This is a genomic window from Haliscomenobacter sp., from assembly GCF_041740695.1.
Lineage (GTDB): Bacteria > Bacteroidota > Bacteroidia > Chitinophagales > Saprospiraceae > Haliscomenobacter.
Window position 1 is genome coordinate 1 of the sequence record NZ_JBGSLK010000134.1, and the last position, 25,941, is coordinate 25,941.

The window sequence follows — 25,941 nt, forward strand, 5'->3', positions numbered from 1 at the left end:
TTCAATCTCATCGGCACTTCGGCTTCGCTCAGTGACCGTTGAGATTGAATGATCCAACCCCGGAACCCTTTGTCAGTTGTTTCCGTTCCATTCGTCGCCTAAAAAGTTTAGATTAGACAGAATTTTTTATTTTTCCGATTCACAAAATAACGCAGAAAAATTAACTTCCCGATTTGGGTTTTGAATAGGAAGCCGAACGGTTCATTTCAAGTGAGGTTCCTATTCAAAAGCCTCAAAGGAACGCAGAAAAATTAACTTCCCGATTTGGGTTTTGGATAGGAAGTCGAACGCTTCATTTCAAGTGAGCTTCCTATTCAAAAGCCTCAAAAAAAATCGGGAAGTAATTTTTTGCGTCAGACTTAGGAGTCGGGGAGTAATTTTTTGCGTCATACAATGAAGCCAAATATGTCCAGACTTTTACTGTTGCTGTGCTTTTTTCCACTGATCGCTTTTTCCCAAACACCCGCCAAACGGATGTTGGAGCATGCCGATATCGCCAAGTGGAAAAGTATTGAGTCCTCCAAAATATCCGGAGATGGCCGTTGGGTAGGCTACGTGGTTAAACCCTTGGAAGGCGACGGGGAATTGCGCTTGTACGATGGGCAAAGCGATAAAACGCTGAGTGTGCCTAGGGCCGAAAACCTCAACTTTAGCCAGGACAGCCGTTACCTCGCTTTTACGATCAAGCCCTTCCGCGACAGCACCATGAACATGCGGCGGCGCAAGGTCAAAAGAGATGATCTGCCCAAAGATACCCTGGGGGTTTACGACCTGCGGACGATGAAATTGAACAAATATGCCGGGGTGAAATCCTACCAAATGCCTGGAAAATGGTCGGGTTGGTTGGCTTATTTGCGCGAACCTGCTAAAGCCTTACCGAAGGATACTTCCAAATTTGTCTGGAAAAAGGAAAATGAAGAAAATGGTAGCCGCCTGGTTTTACTCGAATTGGGTGCCAACCAGGAACGGCTGATTGGGTATGTCAAATCCTACCAATTGGCGCGGGATAAGGCTCGAATTGCCTGGTACACCACCGGTGGCGACCCCGAGCAAAAAGCTGGCGTATACGTCTTTGATGGCGAAACCCGTCAAACCAAACATGTACTGGCTCAAAAAGGCAATGTCAAACAACTCACTTTTGACCGCCCCGGTACTCAATTGGCCTTTGTGGCAGATCTGGATACAACCAAGGCCCGGGTTCGCCCATTTGGCGTGTACCATTGGCAAAGTACGGCGGATAAAGCCCGCCTGGTTGTAGGAAAAGGTGCCAGTTTTTTACCCAAAGATTGGTTGCCTAGTGACAACGGAAATCTCTCCTTTGCCAAGGATGGCTCCAAGCTCTACTTTGGCATCGCTCCGCCACCCATTTTGATGGACACCATGCTGTTGGAGGAAGAAATTGTAAACCTTGAAGTATGGTCTACCTCCGACGAGCGGATTTACCCCATGCAAAAAGTACAGTTGGAGCAAGATCGCCGTCGCTCCTACACTTGCGTACTCCACGTTGCTGATGGCAAACTGGTGCAATTGGGCAGCCTGGATGTACCGGAAATTCGCCTGAGCAACGAAGGCAATGGGACTCAGGTGCTGGGCGTCTCCAACAAACCTTACCGAGTGCAAATGACCTGGGACGCTGAACCCGTTAACGACGTCTACCTGATTGATGTACAAAGTGGCAAAAAAGAAAAAATTGCTACGGCTGCACACGGCAATCCCAACTTATCGCCGATGGGGAAATACATTTATTGGTACAGTTTGACGGATAGCGCCTGGATGGCTTGGAACATCGCCAAAAAGAGTCTGGTCAAATTGAGCAACAACGACAAGGTGAAATTTTACGATGAGCTAGCCGACAGCCCGGAGAACCCCAATTCTTATGGTTTTGCTGGCTGGAGCAGCGAAGACGATTATTTCATGGCTTACGACCGCTACGACATCTGGATGCTCGACCCAACAGCCCAGCTCAAGCCTACCAACCTCACCAACATGCGGGCAGAAAAAACGGAAGCACGCTACGTTCGCACCGATCCCGAAGAACGGTCGATTGAAGAGGTAAAACCACTGTTGTTGCACTATACGAATGAGGTGACCAAAGAAGAGGGTTACCTGTGGTATGACATCCACAGCGGTAAAAAACGCCCGCTGCAAAAGGGTGCCTACAATTTCTCCTCACAAGTGCAAAAGGCCAAAAACGCCGATCGCTGGATATTCACCCGTGAAAATTTCCAAACTTTCCCGGACATCGTTTATTCAGCTGACCTACAAAGTGTAAAAACCATCAGCCAGGCCAACCCGCAGCAAGCAGAATTCTTTTGGGGTACTTCCGAGTTGACTGAGTGGACGGCGATGGACGGCCAAAAATTACAGGGTATTTTGATCAAACCCGCTGGTTTTGATCAAAAGAAAAAATACCCCATGATCACTTATTTCTACGAACGTATGACTGACCAGCTGCACCACCACTGGACGCCGGGCTACAACCGCAGCATGCTCAACTTTGCCCAATTGGCCAGTCGCGGCTTTTTGGTCTTCATCCCGGATATTCCCTACCGCATTGGGTATCCAGGGGAAAGTGCGCAAAATGCGATCATCTCAGGGGTGACGGCATTGGTCGATAAAGGGTTCGTGGACAAGGACAATCTGGGTGTACAAGGCCACAGTTGGGGTGGCTACCAAATTGCTTATCTGGTAACCAAGACGAATATTTTCAAGTGCGCCGAATCGGGTGCACCAGTGGTGAACATGGTGTCAGCCTACGGTGGGATTCGTTGGGAAAGTGGCATGAGCCGCATGTTCCAGTACGAGCATACCCAAAGCCGGATTGGTGGTACCCTGTGGGAAAAACCGCTGCGCTACATGGAAAACTCCCCCATCTTTTTCCTCGACAAGGTGAGCACTCCACTGCTGATCATGGCCAATGACAAAGATGGAGCGGTTCCCTGGTATCAAGGCATCGAATTTTACATGGGCTTACGCCGCCTGGGCAAACCTGCCTGGTTGCTGAACTACAACGAGGAAGGCCACGGCCTGGTCAAACTGCAAAACCGCAAGGATTTCCAATTGCGCATGTTGCAGTTTTTTGAGCACTACTTGAAAGGTGCGCCGAAGCCTGGGTGGATGGAGAAGGGCGTTGCGGCGATTGAGCGCGGAGTAAAATAGAGATGAAAGATGAAAGATGAAAGATGAAAGCGGCAATGCAAGGTTACCGGTTTTCATCTCTCATCTCTCATCTCTCATCTCTCATCTTTATTGAATTACTTTCAACACCAATTTCCCCATTTTCTCCCCTGTAAACAACCTCAAAAAGGTCTCATAAAAATTCTCAATTCCCTCGTAAATGTCCTCGCGGGTTTTGAGTTTGCCTTCCTGAATCCATTGGGCCATTTCGCGGGCGGCAGCTCCGTAATTTTTCGCATAATCAAATACTACCATCCCTTCCATCCTTGCCCGATTGACCAGCAAGGACATGTAATTGCTCGGCCCTACTACAGGCGTGGTATTGTTGTACTGGGAGATGGCCCCACAAATCACCACCCGGGCTTTGAAGCGCAATCGAGTTAGCGCGATGTTGAGGATTTCGCCGCCGACATTGTCAAAGTAGACGTCCACACCCTCCGGGCATTCCCGTTTTAGCCCTGCCCTTACATCTTCGTTTTTATAGTCGATGGCTCCGTCAAAACCAAGTTCGTCCAGAATGTAGCGGATGTTTTGCGGCCCCCCCGCAATGCCGACTACTTTACAACCTTTGATTTTGGCGATTTGACCGACTACACTCCCCACAGCGCCTGCTGCGCCCGATACCAGCACGACATCACCTGCCTTAGCCTGGCCCACATCCAGTAAACCATGGTAAGCTGTTTGGCCGGGCATGCCCAGTGTGCCGATGTAGGTGGGTAACGACGCCAGGGAAGGGTCTACTTTGAACCAACCTTTCCCTTCCGTAATGACATATTGCTGTACGCCACCATTGCCCGATACGTAATCCCCTACGGCTAAGGTGGGATTTTGATTGACCGCAATCACCTGGCCTACTGAGCCTGCGCGCATGACCTCGCCAATGCCTACAGGTGGAATGTAAGACTTGCTATCATTGAGCCAACCCCGCATGGCTGGGTCGAGCGAGATGTAATGCTGCTGGACGAGGGCCTGGCCTTCAGCCAATTCGGGAACGGGGTTCGCCTCTAGCTTCCAGGTATCAGAAGTAGGCAGGCCAACTGGTCTTTTGACCAAAATCAACTGTTTATTGATCATGAGGTATGGATTAATCGAGCTTGTAATGAAGTGACCTCCTAAATTATTCACGTCTTTAAGGGTGAGCAAATATATCAGGAGACTTTTAGAGGCAATCTACCTATTCTCAGTCAATATTCCATTTTTACTTTAAACTACTCATTCGATGAAGAAAACTACACTTGTAGGTATGATTTTGGCATTACCATTGTTCGTACTTGCGCAACAAACCAATCAAGTTGTTAAAAAAAATACTCCTGCCTGGGATGCTGGTTTGTTTGTGGGCTATTCCAATGTTTTGGGAGATTTGGTTGTTCCCAATTTTACTTTCAACAATCCCAATTTTGCTTACGGCTTTTTTGTCCGCCAGGATTTGACGAACCGTTTTGCCTGGAGGGCAAATTTGTATTCCGGGCGTTTGAATGCTTCGGATTCAGATTACGATGAACACCGCGGGCGGAACACCGATTTTTCTACGGCCTTGATTGAGTTGGGCTTGAATGGTGAATTCAGTTTGCTTAAAAAAGCACCCAGACCAGCTTATGGCGCAGCCTTCAAACTTCGGCTTGTTCCTTACCTGACGGGTGGGGTAGGGCTTGGGTTCATCAATCCAGCAGTTTCCTATGGCGGCGTACTTAAAGTGGAAGAAGCGCAGGATAAAAGTGCCAGACACCCCAAGACGAATCTGGTTATTCCGCTGGGAATTGGGGTAAAAGCTGATTTGAGTCGCAATGTATACCTGGGGCTTGAATTTGGCTATCGCCTCACTTTTACAGACTACATCGATGGGGTGAAGATTTCAGGCGACCCGGATGACAAAGATGCTTACAACATCGGCGGCCTTTCTTTGGGCTTCCATTTGAGTGAAAAAGATACCGATCGGGATGGGGTAGCGGATACCGAAGACAAGTGCCCTACCATTGCTGGGGTGGCTGCATTGCAAGGTTGTCCCGACCGTGATGCGGATGGTGTAGCAGACAAATCGGATAAATGCCCGGATGTAGCCGGACTCAAACACCTGCAAGGTTGCCCTGATCAAGATGGCGACGGCATTACGGATGCAGATGATGCCTGCCCGGATGTAGCCGGATCGAGCCAATTTGCAGGTTGCCCCGATACGGATGGCGACGGCATTCAGGACAAAGAAGACAAATGCCCAACGCTAGCCGGGGTAGTTGCCCTACAAGGCTGCCCAGACGATGATGGCGACGGCATAGCGAATGATCAGGATCAATGCCCCAATCAGGCTGGCCCTGCGAGTATGAATGGCTGCCCCGATCAGGATAGCGACGGCGTTGCGGACAAAGACGATGAATGCCCAACCTTAGCTGGTGAGAAACAATTCAATGGCTGTCCAGATACCGATAAAGACGGAACTGAAGACCGCAAAGACAAATGCCCCAATACCTTCGGCCTGCAATCCAACAACGGCTGTCCGGAAATCAAAGCAGAGGATAAGGCAGTATTGGCCTTCGCGATGAGCAACGTCAATTTTGAAACCAACAGCGCCAAATTACTTCCTTCTTCATTGGAGGTTTTGGGGAAAGTGGCGGAAGTGATGCAGCGCTATCCCGAATTTAAGTTGATGATCGAAGGCCATACGGATGATGTAGGCGAGGCAGCAGCCAACCAACGTTTGTCCGAAAACCGGGTGCAAGCTTGTGGACTTTACCTCCAAAGTAAGGGCATCAACGCCGCAAATCTGCGCACTCAAGGTTTAGGTGAAAGCAAACCTATTGCTGATAACCGTACCCCAGCAGGACGGAAACAAAACCGTAGGGTGGAGTTTCGAGTGGAGCAACAATAAAGGAAATTCATTTAGTTAGGTTTTGATGACTTAGGTACTACCAAGTTTAATCCTGCACTTCTAAGGTGGCCCCTAAGGTGAACTAAAGTGTCTAAGGTGGTGAAAAAGAAAAAAAGCCCTGCGCAGCAGGGCGCCCTTTCACCACCTTAGACACCTTAGTTCACCTTAGGGGCCACCTTAGAAATTATGCGCCTACGGCGCTCATTATAAGAGAAGTAGATCATAAATTCGTCGGAAATTCAAGTAGAGAAATACACCTTGATGTTTCATTTGTTACCTCATTCTCACAATCCAAAGGAAATTTTTTTATCCAACAGGTCCCCTGTTGTTCCAACTCTCCTCATATTTTTTCAATCAAAATATCCAGTTTGATACCTGCGGGACTTAGCTTGGCCTTAGTCTCAGTGATAGCGTCGAGTGCCTCCTGCCGACTGGGGTACAAATCCTCCAAAAACAGGATATAGTACTTGCCTTTGGGGAAAAAACAGGGCCCCCAAATGCCATTGACGGGCACACCCAATTTGCGAAAGCGCCCAATGGCCCGTTTGAGCAAATCACTGTCGTAAAACACGCCCATGCGCACCATAAACCGTTGATTACCGACGCTGTTCAAACGGCTGCATGGATAGTGCACAAAACCTCTCGGCGTATACACTACAATTTTTTCACGGGTGTTTTTCGCCTCTTCCGGCGTCAAAATCGACCCTGGGCGATAGATGTAAGGAAAAATGTTTTTTATAAAGGGTTTTATATCTGCGGAGTCCAGTACAATGTCCTGGATCAAATTTTCATTGCCGTACAAGCGCTGCATGTAGGTGGTCATTTGTTGCTCGTAAGTCGATTCATCGACATACCGGATGGGCTTCTTTTTGAATTCACGCGCCAAAACCAGGGTCATCGCCCCGATACAAGCCAGAATAACCCCCATTTGTTTGTACACTGGGCGTTCAAACCGTAGTAGATTACTGAGGTTTTGGCGCAGTGGCAAGTTGTTGAGCCAATCGACAAATTGGGTCCACCAATCCCGGCCGCTGATGTTTTTTTGCACAAATTGGGTGAAATCATTCTTGGTAAAAAACTGCACCACCCGACGTCTGAGCTGAAATTCAGGGTCGTCAATCGATGGGGCCATGTGTAACTTAACATGGAGGTCTTCCCCTACTTCGACCATCCCAAAACCATTGTGGATACACTGCCGCCGCAGTTCTTTGTAATAGGGATCTTCATAGCCCGAAAACACATCGTGGGCATAAGCTACCCACTGATCATCGGCAAAATATTGGTTGAATTGCACGATGGCATAAATGTAGCGGTACCGTGGTAAGGAGCGCAACAAATAATACCAAATAAAGCCAAATGAAAAGATCAAAACTTGTAGGAGCAGCACGCCACCCCAAAAGTAGTGCGGCAACAAGGACAACCATTTTTGGACATGGGCAAGAATAAACAACAAGGCGACCGTCAAATAAGCCATCGCCGCAGCATCCCAATAAATCAGCTGTTTGAGAATGGTAAAACGCAGCTCATCGCGCCGATGGTAATCCGTTGCTTCAAAAGTGATGATAAAATTGCGGCCATCTTCTTCCTTAAAAGCTAAAAATCCATCGGCCACAATCCCTCCAACTCCGCGTAAGTCTGAACTGACTTCAATATCACTAGCCCGCGGGCGACTCTTGTAATACCCCCGCAAAAACCTTAATACCTCCTTCTTAATTTCATCCTCAGTTACCTGATTCATCTCCTGCTGTTCACTTTTCGCTATTCAACTCTTCACTTTTCACTCTTCACTCTTCACTCTATTAAACGTAGCCCTTCATCGCATACACCAACATGCCCACCCATTCCTTAAACAACCCTTCCCAATCGCCCAATACCCCCGGTTCAAACTGGACCCAGGCCCAACCGCCCAAGTTGGTACTTTTGTAATCGGTGCAGTAATAATCAAACTCCAAACCAGCTTTGCGAAAACAAGCTCGAGCTCGTCGCATGTGCCAGGCTGAGGTGATGAGTACACAAGTTGCTTGCGGGTATTTTTCTTTGATGATTTTTGCGGAGTAAAGCGCATTTTCCCAGGTATTGCGGGCTTGGGGCTCCACGATGACTACCTTGCGATCGATCCCCATGTCTTCCACAAAATCAACTACTTCTTGTGATTCCAGCTTGCCCTTGGTGATGATGTTGGAAGAACCTCCAGTGAGCAAAATGTTCCTGATTTTGCCTTGCTGGTACAATTCCAAAGTTTGCGTGAGTCGGTTCACACTGGCGTTGAAATGATGGCGCCCATCCTGGGGATAACCATTGGAGTTGCTGTAACCTCCCAACAAGATCCCAATGTCATAAGATTGGGTCAATTTTTGCGGCGGCAATTCCCACATGCCACAGACTGCTTCATACAAACCCTTATTGCTGAAAAAAATCAAAAACAACAACATGATCAACGCGTAACGCCGCCGCCGGGCTGCTCGTTTGCTGATGAAAGCCAAAAAAGCCAGCACCAGCACCCAAAACATCGGGCGAATCAAAAACAATAAGGCTTTGGATAGGAAGAAGAACATATTTAAAATATAAAATAATTCTGAAAAATTATGTTCAATACATCTGGCCGCGTCAATTTCAGTAAGCTGTATACAAACACAATCCCGTATAGTCCACCCCAAAAGTGGGCACTGTGACCAATGTTGTCCTTGCCGTAACGATCCATGTAAGCGGAATAGGCGAGGTAAAGCACCCCGTAAATTCCCGCTGGAATGATCCAAAATACCTTATCCCAAGGATTGATAAAAATGTAGCCAAATACTACCGCTGATACTCCTCCCGAAGCCCCGACCGCCCGGTAACCTGGATTGTCCTGATGCCTGAAATAATCGGGCAATGCCGACAGCACTATCCCGCTAAAATAGAAGAAGATGTACAGCGTAATGCCAATTTGTGGCCCAAAATACGCTTTGAAATAATACTCCACACCAATACCAAACATGTAGAGAGTGAGGATGTTGAACAACAAATGGTTCAAATCCACATGCACCATTCCGTGGGTCAGAAAGCGGAAATAATCGTTTTGCCGCTTGATCTCGTAAGGTACAAACATGAGTTTCTGGTACATGTCTGGTCGACTAAATGCCTGCCAGGACACCAAGCCCGTCAGGATCAATAAAGCCGTGGTAAAGTTCAATTGCTCCATTGCAGTTAACTGTTGTGATACGGTTCATTGCGCAAGATAGTCATCGCACGGTACAGTTGCTCTAAAAAAAACAAACGAATCATCTGATGGGAAAAGGTCATAACGGACAAAGAGAGCTTGTAATTGGCGCGTTGGTACACCGCTTCAGAAAAGCCAAAAGCCCCACCGACTTGAAATACGAGGCGTTTGTAGGGGGCTTGAAACCACTGATCCATGTTGGCGGCAAATTGCTCGGAAGTATAGAGTTTGCCCCGCTCATCCAGCAAAATGAGGCAATCCTCATTTTTGAGGCGTTGGAGAATTTGTTCGCCCTCTTTGATTTTGAGTTGTTCAGGATCGAGTTTGCCGCCATTTTTGATGTCGGGAATCAGCACGGTTTCATAGGACAAATAGTGCTTCAGGCGGCGTTCGTAAATGCCGCAGCCCTCTTCGAGGTATTTGTCGGCGGTTTTGCCGATGTAAGAGAAGGTGGTTTTCACAGTGGTGCTTGATGCTTATTTAAAACATAAATTCTTTTACTACTGAGCGCCGTAGGCGCACATTTTCTTAGGTGAACCCCTTAGGTGAACTTAGGTGCCTTAGATGGTGAAAAGAAAAAATGCCCTGCGGAGCAGGGGGATTGTTCACCACCTAAGACACCTAAGGGGTTCACCTAAGAGGTCTAGTCTAATGGTATTAGGTATACTTTGAGGCGAAACTAAGAGATTTTATGAAAAAGAGTCGCTTTTCAAGGTTTTACAGCACCTTCCCAACCACCAATGCCCCCACTTTCTCCCCCTGTTCCTGCCCATTCACAATCGCATCCATAAAATGGATCCCTCCATACAATCTTGATATGGCCGCCTCAGCCGCTGCCTCGGAAAATGAAGTAAAGGAGCGCTTTTTTAGCCCAAATCGCTCTTCCACCGTATCCGTAAACGCAAAATTATCCCCCAAAAAATGGGTCAAGATGGTAGCTGCTGCCGTAGAGATCGTCGAATGCCCACTGAGGTATTCGGGGAATGGGGGCGTTTGCAAGAACGGTTTCCACTGCGGGTCGATGTACTTGCGTATTGCCGTTTCGGGGCGAATGCGGTTGCTACGGTATTTCTCGTCCCAGCAGCAATAGAACCCATCCATCAATCCAATGGCGAGGGTAGTGAAGACCTGGATTGTTTTGGACACAGTCAGCTTGCGCTGTTGACAAGCGATGCCCGCGATGCCCATCCAATGCGCACCCGGAGAGATTTTTTTCATGCCCACCATCAAGTGCCCATTGTCCAGTAAGGCAAAGGGATTACAATCCCAAAAGGCGGCAATTTCCAGCTTTTCCTGCGTCAAATCCTGGGCATACACTTCCTGCATCTGGGTGTAAAAACTTGATTTTTTAGCTATCGAAAACGCCGCAGGAGGCACTGGTTTGAACTGTGCGGCCGAATCCAGCGTGAACGAACGGATGGAGCTGAAATACGGCTCTACCGGGGCAAAATAACCCGGCGGAGTGGGATACCAGGCGCCTTCTGTTCCGAGGGGTGTATACCGTGGATAATTGCTGATACGGTTGTAGCCATCTGCTTTGGCGTAGGCCAGAATCTGGGCACTGATGGCCTCAGCATAAGCCCGGGTCAGCTCCAACTGTGCCTGAGCTACCCCGGCAACTTGGAGGGAGTCGAGCCATTTCTTTTCCAGCGTGTCCAGTCTTTGGCCGGAGGGCTGGAGTTTTTTGGCGGTTTCGTACATGGCCAGCACAGCGGCTAGCTCGTAGTTGTACTCACCGCTAAGGCTCGGCTTTTCGATTTTTGGGAAATCGTTCAATTTCCCGTACATGGAAGGGAATTCCGCTTCGTGCAGGGCCACTACCTCATAAGCAGCCAGACAGGTGTAGGCAAAAAAACGCGCGGCCAGGGGTGGATTGGTCACGTCGTGGATCATCACGTCGGTCATTTGGGTGATGACTTTGGAGATGTCTTTGGAGCTGACTTGGGGGCTTATCGGAGCCTTTTCTTTACAAGCAAATAAGCTAAAAAGCAATAAGCAACTATAAATGTACTTCCGCATGAGTGGTGAATTGTTTATGGAAATTTCATGCGTTGAATGCACAATTGTGCCGTTGTTTTTAAAATCCAGATCCTCTAAAGGCAGAGTCGATTGGTCCTATTCCGCGCAACGCGAGCCCCGTTAGGGGCGTGATATGGGTAGCCTATTGGGATATCCAGAATTTTTCGAGTCCCGTAGGGACGAAATGTGGGTATTGTATCCATTTTGATACCCATATCACGTCCCTTCGGGACTCGGAAAAACGCTGGGGCTGTTTACTACCCATATCACGCCCCTAGCGGGGCTCGCGTTGCGCAAAAAAGAGCCAATCGATTCCTGCCTTTCAAGGGTTCTGGAACAAACATAAACTTGTGCATTCAACGATTAAAAAAGAACACTAATCATCAAAACTGATAGGCCTTCACGCCCTGCTGATGAATCCCAACAATCAACTTGTTCTGTACCGTCAGCACACTTCGCACATCCCCCAATAACCGCAAACCCGCCTGCCTTTGGGGTACTACTTTGAATCCTCCCCGTCCATCACCATGCAAAATCAGCCCATAATTGGCATCGTATTTGCCAAATTTCAATCGCGCTTTGCTGATGTTTCCTCCGAGGAACAAATCCTTTTTCCCATCCTGATCAAAATCCAAACTGCTGATGGCAAAAATGGGCGAAGCTTGCACCTCCAGGGGCAGTGCTTTTTCCTGGAATTTGCCATTAGCATCAGCAACAAACAAGGCCGTTTTGAGGTAATTGGCTTCCAAACGAGTTGCACCCTTCAACTCCTCAGCAGTGAATACTTCCTTCAATGTCGCATCTGCATAACTCTTGTAATCCGGGAAACGCCCCCGCATGACGCTCACTTGATCCAACAACTCATCGCGGGTGACATAGGGATAACTTTTGCCCTGCTTGAAAAAACAGAGGATGGGATCCACCGCACCATTGTCGTCAAAATCTTTGAAGTACAACTCTGCGGGTTCCTGGTCACTGGCTTTGAGTTGGGAGTTTTGACCTAAATTTCCGACCAGAAGATCCATTTTTCCATCGCCAGTCAAGTCTTCCAGCAGCAATTTATTCCAACAGCCCGCGTATTTTTTGTCAAAATAATCACTCGTCACATCGGCCCATTTTCCATTTTTTTGACCCATTACCGTGATCGGCATAAACTCACCGACAATGATCAATTCCGGTTTTTTATCCCCATTCAAATCGTGCCAAACTGCGTCGCTGACCAGGCCAATGTTCGCCAGGGTAGGAGCGAGACTGGAGGTTTGGTCTTTAAATTGCCCCTTGCCATCGTTGATCAGGAGGTAACTGCGCGGGATTTCTGGATAACGCCCCGGCACTACCCGGCCACCCACGAACAAATCCAGTTTGCCATCTCCGTTCACATCCGTGGCGCGTACACAACTTTTGCTGACCAACATCTTCGGCAGGGCATTGGCACTTTTGCTGAAATTGCCTTTACCATCGTTCAGGTAAAGGCGGTCTTGCAGGGCTGCGTCGTCGGGTAAAAAGTTGGCGTAACCTCCGCTACACAGGTACAAGTCCTGGAATCCATCGCCATTGGCATCAAAGAACAGGGCATCAGCATCGTCGCTGGCTTTGTCCGCTTCAAAGGCTGCCTGATTTTTGCGCGTGAAAGTGCCATTTTTATTTTGTAAAAATAGAGCGCCAGCTTGGCCATTGCCACCTCCAACATAGACATCTTCCAATCCATCGCCGTTTGCATCGCCCTCGGTCATACATGGCCCAACTTGCGAAAGAGGATTACTTAGTAGAGGTTGGCGTTTAAAGTCATTAATGGTATTGGTGGGTGAGGAGTAGGCAATTGGACTGGCCACTTCTTTAAAAATGGCTAGAGTGGCAGGCGTTTTTGAAGCTTGGGCACCCGCATTTTTTTCACTCAGAATCAATTGTTGATCTGCTTTTACTTGGCGCAACACTTCGGTTTTGCCGCTCAGCCAGGTGATTTTGAGGCTGTCGATAGCACTACTTTGACCCAACCCAAAATGTAAAACAGGCGTAATACTGGATTGATACCCACGGGTTGGCATTTGTTCCAGATACTGCATTTTATCGCCTTGGAAAATCGTCACTTTGGCACCCAGGCCCAGTTTATTTTGCCCATCACCTTCCAGTTTGACTTTGAGGTAATGGTGATTAAAACGTTTATCCGCTTCATTTTGATAGATCGCTGCGGCCAGATTGATGTTGTTCACCACCAGATCCAAATCGCCGTCATTGTCCAAATCGGAGTAGGCGGCACCATTGCTGTTAGAGGGCTGAGCGATGCCCCAAGCCTGGCTTTGGTTTTCAAAACTCAGGCCATCCTTGTTTTTGAAAACGTAATTGCTGAGGTTGGAAGCCGGGATTTGTTGCACCAGTTCCAACACATTCTGGCGCTGGATGTTTCCCTGGTTGTTTTGGACATAGTCACCCATGTATTTCAGGAAGTCGAGGTTGGTGTAGTCGCGCAGGTAGCCGTTGGTGATGTAGAGGTCTTTCCAACCATCATTGTCGTAATCGGCAAAAAGGGCAGCCCAGCTCCAATCCGTACTGGAAATGCCGGCCAATTGGCCCATTTCAGAAAATGTCAAAGCGCCATTCACCAAACCCTGATTGATCTGGAGCATGTTGCGCATGTATTGGTGACCAAAACCTACGCGGAGGTTGAAGTCAAATTTTTCGTAGTTGTCGGGGGCCATCAGGAGTTTCTGGCGGCGATTGTCTTCGGGCAACATGTCGAGGGTGAAAATGTCCACCAGGCCGTCGTTGTTGACATCGGCGGCGTCGCTGCCCATCGAGAAGTGGGAGGTATGCCCCAGGCTGGTATTGATTTGATTGACAAAACCACCCCGCTGGTTGTTGAGGTACAAAAAGTCGGGGATGGTGTAATCGTTGGAGATGTACATGTCGATCCAACCGTCGCCGTTGTAGTCGGCCATGGCGGCACCCAAGCCGTAGGAAAGGGCTGAACTAAGCAATCCAGCTTGTTGGGTAATGTCTTGAAAAAACGGCTGGCCATTGGCGCCTTTATCCTGGCGAAACAGGCGCATGCCGTTGCTGGGGTCGTCTACTTTGAGGATTTCGGCGGTGGTGGCCTCATCCAAAACCGGGAGGGAGCGAGGGTTGTGGTTGAGTAAAAACATGTCCAGGTCACCGTCCTTGTCGTAGTCAAAAAAGGTTGCTTGCGTGCTGGTGGCTGGGCTGTTGAGGCCATATTCGGCGGCTTTTTCCACAAAACTGGGTTGGCCATTGGTGGTCACACCCTGGTTGATGAACAACTGATTGGCCCGTTTTTCGGGCGATAAACTTCCGGAATAACAAACATAGATGTCCAATAAACCATCGCCATTGACATCGGCCATGGTGGTGCCGGTTTTCCAGGGGCCTTCCCGACCCGTCACCCCTGAACCAATGGTGATGTCTTCAAAAACCATGTTGCCTTTGTTCAAATAAAGGCGATTGGATTGCATATTGCTGGTGAAATACAAGTCGTCGAGGCCATCGTTGTTGACATCCCCTACGGCTACGCCGCCGCCGTTGTAGAAGTATTCGTACATCAGGACGTTGGTGTTGAGTCCTTCGGTGATGACGTTTTGGAAATCTACGCCCGTTTTAGCGGGGTCCAGCAGGGTGAAAAGGGCGTCAGTGGGGGCATTCCCGGGGGCAGTACTTTTTTTGCATTGGAACAAAAACAAAAGAAGAAAAAAGAACGCAATTGCTTGCAAATAGGTATAGATGGCTCTCATTGTTGGCATTGTTTCAAAAGATATGGTAGGCACAAATTTAGCATAAAGGCCCTAAAAGCAAAGCAAAAGGGCACAAAAGACCATTCGTTCTCTTGTGCCCCTTGCATTTATACTAGTTGAAAAACTTCAGGATTAATACCCTGGGTTTTGCACCAGCTTATTGTTCCGGTTGATCTCATCGCGATGGATCGGCAGGTAGTACTGTTTGTCCAACCATGCGCGGTTTTCCTTACCTGGGTCGATCTCGAACACCTTGTAAGAGTAATTGAAAGCGTTTGGATCGTAACGGTAAGGGGAAGGTATTGTTGCTCCAGCTTTTGCGGTACCAGTGATGTTGATGCCGTTGGCTTTGCGACCCAGGGTCGTGGGAGCAATCATCCAGCGGCGGGTATCGTGGTAACGCTGCTCTTCCATGTACATTTCCACCCGTTTTTCGTTGCGCATGCGTTGCTTGAGTGCATCCCCAGATTCGGTCAGTGCAGGCATCCCTGCGCGGAAACGAATTTTATTGAGCCAGGTACGAGCCGTCGCATCGTCACTCAATTCAATCAATGCCTCCGCGTAGTTGAAGATGGCTTCAGTATAACGCAAAGTAGGCCAGGGTATTTGTTGCCAGGTGTTTTGGTCAACAATCGCTGGGTTTGGATCTACGAACTTGCGCACATAATAACCTGTGTAGCTGCCGTTCCAGTCTTCGACTGAACTCTTGCGGGTATCCAAGCCAAATACTGTTGATCCATTGGGCTGGATGTACTGGCCCGTTTGGATTTGATTGACCGGATCTTTGGATGCTACATCGGAAGTACGTGGCTTCCAGCCTGCACCATCGTACAGGATCGAAGCATAGAAACGTGGATCACGATTGGTGTAAGGGGCAGCAGCATGGGTTGGATTCATCCAATCAAATTTGCTGCCATCCATCATTTCATAATCGTCAATCATCAACTGGATGGGCGTGTTACCCGCCCAGTTGTGGTAACCGTTAGGTCCGTTGAAGAGACCTTGGCGACCGCCGTTTTCCGTTTTGGCGTTGATGAAATAACGGCCCAGGATGATTTCCTTTTCCCCACCGTTGCGAGCCAAAGAAGCATTCATGTAGTTGGCTACTGCATCAGCTTGCGCAGCAGGCGCCGACAAACCGAGTTGGAAGCCGAAACCTGGCAAATCCAGCACTGCTTTGGCAGCATCGCGAGCTTTTTCCCAACGGGCCTTGCGGTCACCACTTACATAGCCAACCAATTCAGGCTTGGCGTAGGCAGAGATTACACTTGACTTCGCTTTAGCCGTAGGGATATCGTGTAGGTCACTTGCTGCGTACAACAATACGCGAGACTTCAACGCCAAAGCTGCTGCTTTGGTCGCCCGGCCAGCCACCAGCGTTTTTCCGTCCAACAAAGCAGCGGCTTCATCACAATCTTTGACGATGAAATTCACACAGGCTTCGTAAGAACTTCTTTCCGACAAAAAGTCGGTGTCATCCAGCGCGTATGGTTTATCCACAATGGGCACTCCACCGAAGTAGCGCAACAATTGCTGATAGTAATAAGCGCGCATGAACTTGGCTTCCCCTTTTAGACGATCCACCAAAGTAGGGTTGGTGAATTTTGGGGCTTCCAACTGACCCAATGCGAGGTTGGCAGCACGAATCCGCAGGTACATGTTTCCCCAGCTTAAAGTGCCATTGATCCATCCTGGATCAGCTGGGTTGGAGCGCGATTCAGTGATGGTCGTGATGTTGCGACCAGGGTGAGTGAACATGGTTTCGTCGGTCAATGAAGCGTTCATTTGCTCGTCGAAACCTCCATTGCCCAATCCAGCGTAAATCTCCGATACGAAGGCTTCCGCTAGAGACCCATCCGTCCAAACTGCCGTTTCTGCAAGCTCGCCTAGAGGCTGTGTATTGACGAAGTCGTCACTACAACTGTTGATGAACAAAAATGCAATTAATGCTATAATGATGTTTCTCATCGTTACTTTGATTTTTTTTGGGTGATGTTAGAATGTAACCGTGATGCCACCGTTGATGATCCGCTGTTGTGGATAGTACTGGCCAGTAGTGCTACTTGCTTCAGGATCAAAGGATTTGAACTTGGTGAAAGTCAGCAGGTTCAAACCATTGAAATAGATCCGCGTACTGGTCATCCCTACTTTTTTGATCAAGTTTTCAGGCAGGGTGTAACCAATTTCCAGGTTTTTCAAACGGATGTAATCGGTACTTCTGAACCAGTAGGTGTTGTTGCCAGAGAAATACTGGTCGCTGCGATTGGCGATCCGTGGGTGTACGCTGCTGGGGTTTTCTACCGTCCACCGGTCTTCGTACATTTCCAACAGGTAGTTGCCAATGTTGCCCATTTCACCTGGGCTCACGTATTGTTTTGCTCCTGCAGATCCCTGGAACATGATGTTCAAATCGAGACCTTTGAAGTTGGCAATCAGGCTGATACCACCCTGTAGGGTTGGAACGTTGTTGAAATCGGTACGCACCTGATCGTCTGGCGTAATTTTGCCATCGCCATTGTGGTCTTTGTACTTCATGTCGCCAGGACGTAGGGTGTTAACAATGGCGCTGTAGTTGACGGTCTCAGCATTGATTTCTTCCTGAGTCGCGAAGACACCATCGTAAACGTAGGCTTGTACCGTGTACATTGGGCGGCCAGTCGTGCGCTGCCATTCAGGTGCACCGGGTGACTCGTCCCAAAACAGAATTTTGTTTTTGGCGTAACCAGCATTTGCATTTACACTGAACTTAAAAGCACCAATATTGCTGCGATAGCCAACCATGAGGTCGAAACCACTGTTTTCAACCTCTCCAATGTTCTGCCGAGGCAGAGTCAAACCTGTTGATTGTGGAACAGAAGCGTTTTTGGTCCACAAAATGTCGGTCCGTTTGTTGTTAAAGTAGTCAAACTCAAAGGTGATCTTGTCGTTGAACAGTGCGCCTTCCAAACCGATGTTGGCATTGGTGGCCACTTCCCAGGTAATGTTGGCATTGGGGATACGTGCTTCAAACAAAGTTTTGGTCTCCGCGTTGCCGAGGATGTAACTTCTGAAACCGTAAGTGGACAGATACTGGTAGGTCGCTCCACCAATGTTGTCGTTACCCATTTGTCCGATCGAGCCTCTCACTTTCAGGTAAGTGATGGCAGGAATGGCGTCCATGAATTTTTCTGAAGATATTACCCATCCAGCCATTACACCAGGGAAAAAACCGTAACGAGTCTCTTCAGGGAAAATATCCGAGCCATCGTAACGCCAGAGGAACTCCAGGAGGTATTTTTCCTTAAAGTTGTAAGCCACCCGGCCAAAGTAGTTGATACGTGCACTCTCGAAGGCACCACCACCGTTGTTTTTTTCGGCATCACCCCCAGCAAACAATTGGTCAAGTGCAGGAGAGATGAAAAAACGGCGGTAGGCGTTAAAGTTGGTTCCTGAGATGGTTTCGCGGTTGGTACCAGCCAAAACAGTCAAGGCATGGTCGCCAAAGGTACGCTCGTAAGTCATTAACCCACCAAGCAGGATATTCAATTGGGTATTGTTGCCCAAAGACAGTCGTGGCTCAGCAGGTCCTCTTTTGGCCGCTACCAGTTTGGGCGTAACGCCGTCGGCTTCAAAGCCAGTCCCACGCTCGTACAAAGTCCATGGAATCTCCCAACGTTTGTTGTTTTGGCTTAGTTTGTCAATCGCCGCAGTACCGGAGAATTTCAAACCTTTGATGCCAGGGATTTTGATGTCCAGTTGACCATTGGTTTGGAAATAATCGCGTTTATCGTCGTCATAACCCGTTTGATCGGTCGTAATGACCACTGGGTTTTCGCCGTTTTCGATGTCTGGACCAGGGCGACCATCGGGCCAGTAAGCTGGCTGCTGAGGTTTACCCCGCATCAACATGCGGAAAACAGCGTTGGCGGGTTTGGTAGGAAAGAACCTGTTTTCCTGACGGCCGAGCATACCAAAATTCACGCTGATGGATTCGTTGATTTTGGCGTCCAGGTTGATGCGCAGGTCATACTGCTTATAACCAGTGGCAGAGTTGATGTAGGCACCATCCTGATTCTGGTAACCCAAGGACGCAAGGTATTTGAGGTTTTCACTACCCCCCGTCATTTGCAGGTTGTGGCGCTGTTGTGGCGACCATTCTTTTAGGGTCGCAGCGTACCAATCAGTATTGGGGTGTCCCCATGGATCAGAACCATCCCGGTACTTTTGAAAGTCCTCAGGTTGGAAAGGGGCCTTGCGCACCTGGCCGTTTGGACGGGTGTAAGTACCAGCAGTTTTGTAAGCGGTAGTCGCCGCAGCCCATTCGCTGGCGGGCAGACCATAAATGTCCAAATCGTTCAACATTTCGGTGTACTGCGCAGCGTCGGCTAGAGCTGGCAATTGGGTAGCTTGTTGAAAGCCTTGATTGAAAGAGTAGTTCAACTCAGGCTTACTTACCTTACCCCGTTTGGTCGTGATCAGGATGACCCCGTTGGCTGCCCGGGCACCGTAGATGGCGGCTGATGCATCCTTCAATACCGAAATTTTTTCGATGTCGTTGGGGTTCAAACGATCCAGACCTCCAGCACGGTTTGGGATACCATCAATCACGATTAACGCGCCGGTGTTGTTCAGGGTATTGGAACCCCGAATGCGGATTGATGATCCATCATACCCCGGTTCCCCGCTGCCATTCACCGCTACTACCCCGGCCATGCGGCCAGCAATAGAGTTGGAAACGTTGACAGCAGGAGATTTAACCAAGTCGGAACCCTTCACACTGGATACAGCTCCAGTAACGGTTTCCTTTTTTTGTACACCATAACCTACAACTACTACTTCGTTGAGCAGCAGGTTGTCGACGGCCATAGTGACGTCAAGATTTGTGCGACCAGCAAGGGCTATTTCTTGCGTGGCGTAGCCGGTGTAGGATAAAACTAGTGTAGCGTTTGCATCTGGTGCATTTAAAGTAAAACCGCCGTCAATGTCAGTAACCGTACCTGTGGTGGTGTTTTTAACCAAGATACTTACGCCGATGAGCGGCCCGGTATCCTTGTCAATCACTTTACCAGAGATTTTGGTTTGTGCAAAAGCACCTGGTGAGAGACACGCCCCTGCAATACACAAAAAGAGTATAAGGAGGTTGCGTAAATTGGTTTTTTTCATGTGTTCTGCCGTGTTTGATAGGTTATTAAAGAATTAGGAGAATTCGCGATAAATGTAAAGAATACTTTTATAGATTTTGAAAATTTTTTAATAAAAAAAGAAAATTTCGTCAACTTGGTAAATGTAGGAATAAAATAGAGGATTTCAATAGAGTTAAATTCTATTGTGTAAAAAAAAGACTGCCGCGAGCAAAAATCGCGGCAGTCTCAATCAATCCAAAAGGTGGTTGGCCCTTTATTTAATTTTTTCCAAAATTAAATCGATCGCCTTATCCAATTGAGGATCTTTTCCTTCGAGGCGATCTTTAAATGTGTTCTTTACGTAAACATCTGGTTTAACCCCCGTAACTTCTAGGTCTTTCCCATCCAGGGAATAACAGCCCCAGGAGGGCAAGCGGTAAAAAGATCCATCTACCAAACCCTTGCCACTGGTGAAAATGATCCAGCGGTAAGTTTCCGTTCCCACTACGGTACCTAGCTTGAGGCGTTTGAACCCTTCGGTAGTCATTTCTGCGTCGCTTAGACTGGGCTCGTTCACCAACAACACGATGGGTTTGGCACCAGGGGTGAAGTTTGGCTGAGGTGACAGTTGCCCTTCGCGGTATTTCCACTGTAGATAGGGTTTTTGTGAAAGAAATTGCAGTACTTTATCGTGTACGTTGCCCCCGGTGTTGTAACGCAAATCCAGAATCAGGGCATCGCGCTGCCAACCTTCACTCACCATTTGTTTGAGGAAATGATCCAGGGCACCGCCGCCCATGTCCTTCATGTGTACGTAAGCAATTTTTTTGTTGCTCCGCTCATCAACCCGTTTTTGGCAACCCGCTTCCCATTCGTCGTACAGTAAGTCGTTGATGACAAAAGTGCTGGTCGGGTGGATTTTGACAGTATGTTCGGTTTGCCCCCGCAGAAAGGTCAAGCTGATTTCTTCATCCAAAGAGGGTTGAATCAGGTATTGCTCGCGGTTGTTGCGGGGCACTACGGTGGTGCCATTTACCTTGATCAATCGATCCCCGGAGCGAATGTCTTTGTCGGTTCGGTCGGCAGGGCTACGCGCTACGATCCGCTCCACCCGATAGGGATCATCGTTGGCGAATAAAATGCCAGTACCAGCACTGCGACCTTTGTAAAAAATCTCTTCCTCACTGCCACTGGAGGTGAAACCCAGGTGGGAGGCATTCAACTCACCCAGCATTTCGCCCAACAACTGCCGCAAATCGCTACGGGTATTGAGCTGGGGCAAAAAAGCGGCGTAACGATCCCGGATGGCTTTCCAGTTTTTGCCGTGGAAGGTTTCGTCGTAAAAATTCTGCTCAATGTTGGCCCAGGCTTCATAAAACATCTGCTCAAACTCGGCGGAGAGTTTTTTGCGGAAGGTGTAGTCCATGGCAATGGTTTCGGTTTTGTTCTGGTCCAGGTTGAGGGTAGCGATGTTGCCACCGATTAATAGGTAGTACTGGTTTTTGGCTACACTGATTTCAAAGCCAAAACCGGTGGCACCCTGGATCATCTCGGTTTTGGGGCGTTCAAAGGGTTCGAGCACCAGTTTCCACAAATTGGCTTTGCCCTCGTCGTGGGTGGAGGCAAAAAGCAGCGTGGTTTTTTCACCAACTTGGATCACATATGGCCCCACCTGATTGCCCAAAGTTGGCCCAAGTTGTTGGATGCGTTCGGTCAAATAAGCTTCGTCGATCTGGATCGGGGTCTTTTTGGCGGTGGAATCTTTGGCCGCGGGTTTATCCGTTTTTTTCTCCTCTTCCTTGAACAGTTCTTTCAATTTGTCGGAGCGGTAAGGGGCATCGTAGGCCCGTAGAGCCATGCTGTACAGATTGGGATCTTGCATCCCAAAAGGGTAGGAGGGCTGGGTCAGGTTGCCGTTGAAATAAATGCTTTTGCCGTCAGGAGCCCAGCGTGGAGCGGCCTCGGTTACGCCAGTATTGGTCAGGTTTTGGATTTTTTTGGTGTCGAGGTTGTACACCAAAATATCGCGTTCAAAATTTCGGTAGGCGGTGTAGAGGATGTGTTTGTCATCGGGACCAAATTGGGGCTCATCGCTGCCAATGTCCCAAAACTCGTCTTTGAGCAAGCTGCTACTGGCCATGGTACTCAAGTCGAGCAGGCGCATTTCCTGGCGACCTGCTATGTACACCGCTTTGGTTTTGTCGCTGTTGAAAGCCAAATTGCGGTTGTTGTGCTGATCCTGGGTGATTTGTTTTTCGGCCCCAGTTCCATCGGCTGGCAGGGTAAACCAGTTTTGATACCCCCCAACGGTTTGGGTAAAGAGTAAGGTTTTGTTGTCTTTTAGCCAATGGATTTCCAGCGCCCGCCCCTCAGCCCGGGTAGGCAAGTGTTGGATGAATTTGCCCTTGACATCCGACACAAAGACCTGACCCCTCGCGATGAAGGCCATCTTTTTGCCATCATCCGACACATTGAAGGCTGTGATGTTGCCTTTGACATTAAAATCCTGCAACTGATCCAGGGTAACGTTTTGGGGAATGCGGATGGCCACTGTTTCCGCCCGTTTTTTCTTGACATCGTACACCTGAATCTGGTAATCGCGGCGGAAAGCCACTTTTTCGCCATTGGCACTTGCTTGAGGATACCAAATCGAAGTATTGAAATCGGTCAACTTGACTTTGCGGTCTTTTTCCAGCGTATACAGGTTGTACTCTCCATTGGCTTCGTCGGAAATGAAGTAAAAATTGCCCTGCCGATCGAAGGTCACCCCAAAATCCTTGCCCGCCCAATTGGTGTATTGTTTGAATTCGCCGGAACGGGGATTATAAGATTGAATCTCGGGATTGTGCTCACCTTTATAGCCCTTGCGGGAGATGGCGTTGAAACTTTCCCAGGATTCGTTGAAAAAAATTTCGCCACCACGCGGATGCTCCGCAATGTCGTTGACGGTGTGGTGGTAATGGGGGAACAAACGCATCGGAGTGCCACCCTCAATGGAGACCTTGTAGCCACTGAAACGATTGTACCGAGAAGAGGTGAAATAGATAAAACCACTATCCCAAGACCAGGAACTGACCAAGTCATTGGCATCGTGGTAGGTCAATTGGCGGATTTCGCCACCTTCCAGGGGCAGCAGGTACACGTCGGTATTGCCGTATTGCTGGGCGCTGAAGGCCAGCCACTTGCCATCGGGTGAGGGGCGAGGGAATCGTTCGTCGCCTTCCATGGCAGTGAGGCGGGTAGCGAGGCCACCGGCGCTGGGCACCTTCCAAATGTCACCAGCGTAAGTGAAATACAGGGTGTTGCCATCGGGTGAGAGGCTGGGATGGTCGCTGAAATAAGCACCGGGTTGGTTTTGGGCAAAAAGGCCAAATGCCATCATTAAAATGAATAACATTGTAGGGGCAACCCTCGCGGTTGCCCAAATGTAAAACAGCCAGGTTGGTTTTTGCATGGTTGTTGAGCTATGCCGAAGCATGGTTAGTGAAAGGTTTGGGTGATTAAATGAGGACTAAATTAGTAGAAATTTTGAATTTATTCCAAGATGTCGTATACCATGTAACACAACTTGGACAAGCCCTGAAAAGGCGCCATCTGCTCAAGAATGGGCACAGCCCATTCTATTCCAAGATGCTCTACACCATCTGCCAGAAGGTGGACTAGCCCTGAAGGGGCGACATCCTTCCAAGAATGGGTGAAGCCCATTCTTAGCGAGCCGAGTAATGTCTCAAGTTAAGAAGCCCTGAAGGGGCGACATCATCACCGCGTATGATGTCGCCCCTTCAGGGCTGGTGGTGTGAACACTGACTACTTGATCGAAATCGAAAGGGCTTCACCCTTTCTTGATGGGATGTCGCCCTTTCAGGGCTGGGTCGCTGGCTGGGACAGTGTGTTAATCAAACCGCTGAATATCCACCTCCCCATCCATCGCCTTCCCTTCCAGCATCACCTCACTCAAATGCCTCGCCCAAAACGGTGCCAGTGAAGCCCCTTTCGTCCCCAATCCATTAAAAATCCACAAGGATGGTAACTCAGGATGTTGCCCCAAAAAGGGCCGCCGATCCTTCACCGTGGGCCGGATGGCCGCCCAGTGATCGACGATTTTAAACGGCAATTTGACCACAGTTTTTAGGCGCTCCAGCAATTCCTGCCGTGCCTGTTCGCTCGGCTGATCGTCCGTGAATTGCCAGGCGTAAGTGGCCCCCACCCAGTACAGGTCATTGCCCAGGGGGGCGAGGAAAGTATTGTTTTGTTTGACAATGCGCTCAAATCCCGCGCCGGGAATTTCCACGATCAAGACCTCGCCCTTGTCGCCACGAAAAGGCAAGTAGTTGAAAAAGGGGTTTTTGATCCCGCCGTAGCCTTCACAAAAAACGACCCGCGAAGCCTCGATATCTCCGTAGGTAACCCCGTTTGGGGTGACAAATAGTTCACCGTAATGAAAATATTTTTTACTCAGTTGATTTTTCCCCAGCAACTGTTTTTGAAAAAAATCCAAAAAAACGCTGACGTTCAATTGCGCACTTTGTAGGGTTTGACCGTAGGCCAGGGTAGGGTAGAGGAGCTGGTCGAGTTCTATTTTGTTGGCGTGGTCGCCCATGTAGGCCTGATAGCCGGGGTCACCTGCGCGGGCGAGCCAGTCGTTTTCTTCTTTGGCCGAACCAAGTGCCCGCAGTATGCTGCGTTCGTGAAAAAAAGAACCGCCAAGCAATTGTTCCAAATCCCGGTAAGTTTGCCTGGCGAAAGGAATGAGTTCATCTACTCGCCAGGATTTGACGAAGTAGCGCCCGGTGACTGGATTGATCAAACCAGCAGCACGACGAGAAGCGGAACCTTCACCATCGGGATCGATGACGTAAATGGAGGCACCGGCTTTTTCTAAAAAGTACGCGAGCAGTGAACCAGCTAGACCCTGGCCAACGATGAGGTAGTCAATTTTCATGGGATTGGGTTGGGGGGTGTTTTTGCACATTTTATGGAAGCCTGAGAACCCCCGACCCCTGAAGGGGAGTACAGTTTCGGTAGGTTTGGCCGACTACTATTTCTATTGAAAAAATAAGCTCCAGGAGTAAAATCCCCATTTAGTAAAGTGTGAATTGGCTCTTTTTTTTCGCGCAACGGGAGCCCCGTTAGGGGCGTGACATGGGTAGAAAACAACAGCCCCGATGTTTTCCCGAGTCCCGTAGGGACGTGATGTGGGTATCTCGCGGTGTAAAATACCCACATCACGTCCCTAAAGGGACTTTGGAAACTCCTAGAATCACCTTTTTCTACCCATCTTTCGCCCCTAGTGGGGCTTATCGTCATGCTCAACCTAAAACCAATTGATCTTGGTTTTAGGTTTCGGGGGTTCTTAGACAAAGCATAACTTTTTACTGAACCCACAGATATTGATGCAAAATAATCCATACCCTTCATTTTACACCAAACCCTCCAATTCCGCCCTCAACTTCTTCGGCAAACTCGCCACCACCAAATCATATGAATGATCGATCAGCTCCTGTAGCAATTTATTGCTCAACCCAGCTTCACAATGCACGGTGTTCCAATGCTTTTTGTTCATGTGGTAACCTGGTAAAACGTCGTCAGGGTGTTCTTCCCGCAAATCGATGGCGCGCTCGGGTTCACATTTGAGGTTGATGGTTTGGACATCCGCATCCAGGGGGACGAGGGCAAATATTTTGCCCATCACCTTAAGCACCATGGTGGTTTCACCAAAGGGAAAACCCTCTTCCACTCCTTTTTTAGATAGGCAATAGGCGCAAACTTCTTCGACGTTCATAGCGTTAGTTTCTGATTAGAGCGGCTAAATTTATGAAAAATTCAGCCTACTTTGCGCAC

Annotated in this window: 14 protein-coding genes; 2 read left to right on the forward strand and 12 right to left on the reverse strand. The window is 48.8% G+C overall.

Annotated elements, in window-relative coordinates; all coding sequences use genetic code 11:
* Positions 1–405: 405 nt before the first annotated feature.
* The gene (locus ACEW9O_RS26595; protein WP_373553264.1) at positions 406–3,159 is read left to right on the forward strand and encodes a prolyl oligopeptidase family serine peptidase; all 2,754 of its coding nucleotides are present in this window, start codon (positions 406–408) and stop codon (positions 3,157–3,159) included.
* Between the two features lie 87 nt (positions 3,160–3,246).
* Here the strand turns inward: ACEW9O_RS26595 and ACEW9O_RS26600 are convergent, their stop codons facing one another.
* Positions 3,247–4,251 carry an NADP-dependent oxidoreductase gene (locus tag ACEW9O_RS26600; RefSeq protein WP_373553265.1) on the reverse strand — a complete coding sequence of 335 codons (1,005 nt, stop codon included), beginning with the start codon at positions 4,249–4,251 and terminating at the stop codon, positions 3,247–3,249.
* A 145-nt stretch (positions 4,252–4,396) separates the two neighbouring features.
* Between ACEW9O_RS26600 and ACEW9O_RS26605 the strand changes: the two genes are divergently transcribed.
* Positions 4,397–6,037 carry a DUF6089 family protein gene (locus ACEW9O_RS26605; RefSeq protein ID WP_373553266.1) on the forward strand — a complete coding sequence of 547 codons (1,641 nt, stop codon included), beginning with the start codon at positions 4,397–4,399 and terminating at the stop codon, positions 6,035–6,037.
* 340 nt (positions 6,038–6,377) lie between these two features.
* On the opposite strand, the gene ACEW9O_RS26610 is transcribed toward ACEW9O_RS26605, so the two are convergent.
* The 11 genes from ACEW9O_RS26610 to ACEW9O_RS26660 form a co-directional block, all read right to left on the reverse strand.
* A complete protein-coding gene (locus ACEW9O_RS26610; RefSeq protein WP_373553267.1) occupies positions 6,378–7,775 on the reverse strand; it encodes a hypothetical protein in 1,398 nt (465 codons plus the stop codon).
* Positions 7,776–7,836: 61 nt separating this feature from the next.
* Entirely contained in the window at positions 7,837–8,592 is a 756-nt protein-coding gene (locus ACEW9O_RS26615; protein WP_373553268.1) for a YdcF family protein, read from the reverse strand.
* A gap of 2 nt (positions 8,593–8,594) precedes the next feature.
* Positions 8,595–9,218 carry a rhomboid family intramembrane serine protease gene (locus tag ACEW9O_RS26620; protein WP_373553269.1) on the reverse strand — a complete coding sequence of 208 codons (624 nt, stop codon included), beginning with the start codon at positions 9,216–9,218 and terminating at the stop codon, positions 8,595–8,597.
* A 5-nt stretch (positions 9,219–9,223) separates the two neighbouring features.
* Complete coding sequence (gene rlmH, locus ACEW9O_RS26625) at positions 9,224–9,697, reverse strand: 23S rRNA (pseudouridine(1915)-N(3))-methyltransferase RlmH (RefSeq protein WP_373553270.1); 474 nt, start codon at positions 9,695–9,697, stop codon at positions 9,224–9,226.
* Positions 9,698–9,953: 256 nt separating this feature from the next.
* The gene (locus tag ACEW9O_RS26630) at positions 9,954–11,255 is read right to left on the reverse strand and encodes a vanadium-dependent haloperoxidase (RefSeq protein ID WP_373553271.1); all 1,302 of its coding nucleotides are present in this window, start codon (positions 11,253–11,255) and stop codon (positions 9,954–9,956) included.
* A 383-nt stretch (positions 11,256–11,638) separates the two neighbouring features.
* Positions 11,639–14,998 (reverse strand): VCBS repeat-containing protein, encoded by a 3,360-nt coding sequence (locus tag ACEW9O_RS26635; protein WP_373553272.1) that lies wholly within the window; start codon positions 14,996–14,998, stop codon positions 11,639–11,641.
* Between the two features lie 132 nt (positions 14,999–15,130).
* Positions 15,131–16,966, reverse strand: coding sequence for a RagB/SusD family nutrient uptake outer membrane protein (locus ACEW9O_RS26640; protein WP_373553273.1), 1,836 nt, complete (start codon positions 16,964–16,966; stop codon positions 15,131–15,133).
* Positions 16,967–16,993: 27 nt separating this feature from the next.
* Entirely contained in the window at positions 16,994–20,140 is a 3,147-nt protein-coding gene (locus tag ACEW9O_RS26645) for a SusC/RagA family TonB-linked outer membrane protein (RefSeq protein ID WP_373553274.1), read from the reverse strand.
* A gap of 234 nt (positions 20,141–20,374) precedes the next feature.
* Positions 20,375–23,554 (reverse strand): S41 family peptidase, encoded by a 3,180-nt coding sequence (locus ACEW9O_RS26650; RefSeq protein WP_373553275.1) that lies wholly within the window; start codon positions 23,552–23,554, stop codon positions 20,375–20,377.
* A gap of 438 nt (positions 23,555–23,992) precedes the next feature.
* Positions 23,993–25,042 (reverse strand): NAD(P)/FAD-dependent oxidoreductase, encoded by a 1,050-nt coding sequence (locus ACEW9O_RS26655; RefSeq protein WP_373553276.1) that lies wholly within the window; start codon positions 25,040–25,042, stop codon positions 23,993–23,995.
* A 477-nt stretch (positions 25,043–25,519) separates the two neighbouring features.
* Entirely contained in the window at positions 25,520–25,882 is a 363-nt protein-coding gene (locus ACEW9O_RS26660) for an MmcQ/YjbR family DNA-binding protein (protein ID WP_373553277.1), read from the reverse strand.
* Between the last annotated feature and the right edge of the window lie 59 nt (positions 25,883–25,941).